Origin of the sequence: Blastococcus sp. TBT05-19 (assembly GCF_003319095.1) — a bacterium.
Taxonomy (GTDB): Bacteria; Actinomycetota; Actinomycetes; order Mycobacteriales; family Geodermatophilaceae; genus Blastococcus.
This window is the reverse complement of the sequence record NZ_QOHI01000014.1, coordinates 1-952: the sequence shown is the minus strand read 5'-3', so window position 1 is coordinate 952 and position 952 is coordinate 1. Positions and strand designations below refer to the sequence as shown.

Sequence of the window (952 nt, the reverse complement as noted above, 5' to 3'; positions counted from 1 at the left end):
GTTGTCCGGCGGCGTCCTACTCTCCCACCCCGTCTCCAGGGCAGTACCATCGGCGCTGAGAGGCTTAGCTTCCGGGTTCGGAATGTTGCCGGGCGTTTCCCTCTCGCCATGACCGCCGTAACTCTGTGAACATGTTCGAACCATCGACTGGTTCGTGCGTTCAGAACCGCACAGTGGACGCGACACGATCTTTGTTATCTGACTTGTTTTCACAGAACCCGTGAGTGGTTGTGTGTGGTCAAGCCCTCGGCCTGTTAGTACCGGTCAGCTCCACACCTTGCGATGCTTCCACTTCCGGCCTATCAACCCGCTGGTCTGGGCGGGGGCCTTACCCGGTTAACCCGGTGAGAGACCTCATCTTGAAGCGAGCTTCCCGCTTAGATGCTTTCAGCGGTTATCCCTGCCGAACGTAGCTAACCAGCAGTGCACCTGGCGGTACAACTGGCACACCAGAGGTTCGTCCGTCCCGGTCCTCTCGTACTAGGGACAGCTCTTCTCAAGTCTCTTACGCGCACGGCGGATAGGGACCGAACTGTCTCACGACGTTCTAAACCCAGCTCGCGTACCGCTTTAATGGGCGAACAGCCCAACCCTTGGGACCTACTCCAGCCCCAGGATGCGACGAGCCGACATCGAGGTGCCAAACCATCCCGTCGATATGGACTCTTGGGGAAGATCAGCCTGTTATCCCCGGGGTACCTTTTATCCGTTGAGCGACACCGCTTCCACATGCCAGTGCCGGGTCACTAGTCCCAGCTTTCGCTCCTGCTCGACCCGTCGGTCTCACAGTCAAGCTCCCTTGTGCACTTGCACTCGACACCTGATTGCCAACCAGGCTGAGGGAACCTTTGGGCGCCTCCGTTACATTTTGGGAGGCAACCGCCCCAGTTAAACTACCCACCTGACACTGTCCCTGATCCGGATCACGGACCGAGGTTAGACATCCAATTCG

2 rRNA genes are annotated in these 952 nt (G+C 58.3%); both read right to left on the bottom strand.

Going from position 1 to position 952, the window contains the following annotated elements:
• Positions 1-3: 3 nt before the first annotated feature.
• Positions 4-120: ribosomal RNA gene (gene rrf / locus DQ244_RS19090) — 5S ribosomal RNA — on the bottom strand.
• Between the two features lie 114 nt (positions 121-234).
• Positions 235-952, bottom strand: a 23S ribosomal RNA gene (locus DQ244_RS19085); the annotation flags it as partial.